The organism is Gemmatimonadota bacterium, assembly GCA_016209965.1.
Classification (GTDB): Bacteria; Gemmatimonadota; Gemmatimonadetes; order Longimicrobiales; family RSA9; genus JACQVE01.
Window position 1 is genome coordinate 1 of sequence record JACQVE010000212.1, and the last position, 2,667, is coordinate 2,667.

At 70.3% G+C, this 2,667-nt stretch carries 3 protein-coding genes; 1 reads left to right on the forward strand and 2 read right to left on the reverse strand.

The genetic code is table 11. The features are described from left to right. A partial coding sequence (locus HY703_08455) for a hypothetical protein (GenBank protein MBI4545211.1) occupies positions 1–747 on the forward strand: 747 nt, incomplete at its 5' end. Between the two features lie 573 nt (positions 748–1,320). Here HY703_08455 and HY703_08460 read toward each other — a convergent pair. Together HY703_08460 and HY703_08465 are read right to left on the reverse strand one after the other, a co-directional pair. Continuing rightward, positions 1,321–1,878 (reverse strand): MOSC domain-containing protein, encoded by a 558-nt coding sequence (locus HY703_08460; GenBank protein MBI4545212.1) that lies wholly within the window; start codon positions 1,876–1,878, stop codon positions 1,321–1,323. A 151-nt stretch (positions 1,879–2,029) separates the two neighbouring features. Next, positions 2,030–2,554 (reverse strand): DinB family protein, encoded by a 525-nt coding sequence (locus HY703_08465; protein ID MBI4545213.1) that lies wholly within the window; start codon positions 2,552–2,554, stop codon positions 2,030–2,032. Positions 2,555–2,667 lie beyond the last annotated feature (113 nt).

The window sequence follows — 2,667 nt, forward strand, 5'->3', positions numbered from 1 at the left end:
GCGGTCGCGGGGCTCGTTCCCGCCGCGGTCTTGGCCCAGGGCTCGGCCGGCGCCGGCGCCACGGGCTCCGGCTCGGGCAGTGCCAGCGGATCCGCCAGCGGAGCCGCGCGGTCCGCGGCGGACGCGCAGGCGGATGCCCGGATCGAGGCTGCACTCGAACAAGCCCTCGAGGTCGGCATCCCGGTGACCATGCTGGAAAGCAAGATCGCCGAGGGAAAGGCGAAGGGCGTGTCCATGACCAGGATCGCCACTGCCGTCGAGCACCGGCTCGAGGTGCTGACCGAGGCGCGCGCGGCCATGGGCGGTGCGGCGGCGGAGGCCTCGGCCAGCACGATGGCGGCCGCAGCGTTCGCCCTGGAAAAGGGCGCCAGGGCCGAGGACGTGAAGGACGTCAGCCAGACCTCGCCGCCGGAGCAGCGGACCATCGCGCTCGCCGTGCTGGGTGAGCTGGTCGCGGAGGGGAAGTCTTCCGCCAGCGCCGCGGCCGAGGTGCGGTCCGCGCTCGAGCGCAACCTTGACCTGGCGGCTGAGCTGTCCTCGGAGACCCGGGCGGAGATCCGGCTGGGCCGTGGCGACGAGCCTTCCCAGCCTGGGTCGGGCACCCAGGGCGGCGGCAGCGTCTCGGCCGGCGCGGAGGTGCGCGGGAGCGGCACCATCCAGGCCGGGCTGCCGGGTGCGTCGGTCGGCGCACAGCTTATCGGACAGGGGAAGGTGGTTGGTGTGGTGAAGGGTGGCTCCAGGCAGTAAGCCTGCCGTAGGCTGCTGCGCCGGCCGTTTACCCCGCCGGGGGCCGTTCGCCCCGGCGGGGTTTTCCTCGGCGGGCAAAGCTCCCTGCCGCCCGGGACAACCGGAGGAGCATTGCCCGGTGTCTTCGGCGCAGGCACAGCTCACTGCCCGTTCACGGTCCCCGTGCCCTACCCCTTCGATGCCGGTGGCGCGCTCTCCCTTGCCCGTGACCATGCCCCTGCTTCCGGCACGGCCGCGCCCATGCGCCAGGAGAATCGGCTTGCGACGGGAGTGGTTGTTCCAGCCACCGTGCCCACCAGGGCCGGCCGCGGTTGGCGCGCGCCTCACCGCTAACCCGCCAGGTTTCCCTTACGGCGCGCCGCCTGATGGACTGTTTCTCAAGTACCTGTGGCTCGTATGCCGCCTCCCGATTGCTGCAGCGCGATCGCGCAGCATCTGCTGCAGGGCGCAGGTGGAGTGGGGTGACAGTCTGCTCGTGGACTGTTTCTCACTGCGGTAACCGCTGTCGAGCGACCACGGGGTGGTGGCCGCCCCGGAACGGACAGCGCTTTCGCGCGGCGGCGGCTGCCGGCGCTAACCGGCCGGCACCGCGGGCGGCTCTTCAGGCGGCAAATGCCTCTGCCCTGTGCCCCGCTGCTTCCATGGCACGAACGGGCTCCCCTCGGGCGCCGGATCGAGCAGCAGCACCGGGTCGCCCACCTCGATCTCGCTGTCCGTCAGGACCGCGCCGAACGCGCCGCCCTGCCAGTTGGGGTACATGGCCGCGCGCAGCCCCGGCACCGCCTGCTCCATGCGCTCGCACGGCTTGGTCTCGCCCAGCAGCTCGATGCGGCAGGAGCCGACCTGCAGGATCTTGCCCCGGCTCGCCTCCAGCCGCACGCCGCTGACCATGAGGTTGGCGCGCCGGGTCGAGGGCTCCGCCGCGGCGCCCAGCTCGGCCATGAGCTGCTCCCAGACCTCGCGCTCGATCACCGTGACCTGGCGCCGCCCGCCCTGGTTGGCGTTGCCGACAATGCCCTGGCCGGCGCGCAGCGCCGCACGCGCCACCGGATCCATGCGCCCCCAGTGCGCCCGCTTGATCCAGATCGCTTCCAGCCGGCCTGACGTTCCCGCCGGCGACGTCGTCTCCATGGCAACTCCGCTGGGGCTGGCCTCCGTGCTCAACCTAGCACCGGCTCGGCAGTCTGGGGCTCAGGCTGGCGGCAGTGCGCCGCGAGAAGAGCACCGTTCCGCTGCGGCTGAAGACATAGAACTGCCCGCCACCGTGCCGTGCCCCGATATTCTATTGGCCCACCTCGCGCGCCCGCTTCGACCATTGCCATAGGCCGGTTGTGATGGCAGTGGGAAGTCGATGACCTAGCTGGCGGGCAAGCATGACGATTTGCCCCCGATGATGCCCTTCGTGAGCCACGTGGTAGGCCAGGAAGTGCACGACGTCGCTCGGATAATTCTGCCAGGCCACAGTCGGAAGCCTGCCGCCATTCTCCAGCCCGAGAAGCAGCATGTCGAGAATGCCTCGGCTGCTTCGGTCCAACGCAGCAAGCAGTTGAGACGGGCTCACGCTCAGCCGGTCAACGGGTTGGGGGACGGCGATACCCACCTTCTTGCCCACCATCTTGATCCACATGCAGCGGTTGTTGTGCAGGTGAGCGCCGATCATCCGGACCGTACGGCCAGGCGCTGCCGGGACTCTCTCATCCCAGAGCGCCTCGGGCAGGTTCTCGATGAGGTAGGTGGTCACCCGGTTATTGGTCTTCCAGGCTGCGACGAGCGAATCTCCGAGCACCTCAGCGGTCAGCGTTGGCATGAGACCCATCCGGTTTTATGCGCACGCGATCCGACCTGCCGGAAGCGGTCGCGTGCGATCGCCCGCATGCGCTTCCCCGCCTTGGAACCCGGCAGCCCTGCGTGGTCCGGGAC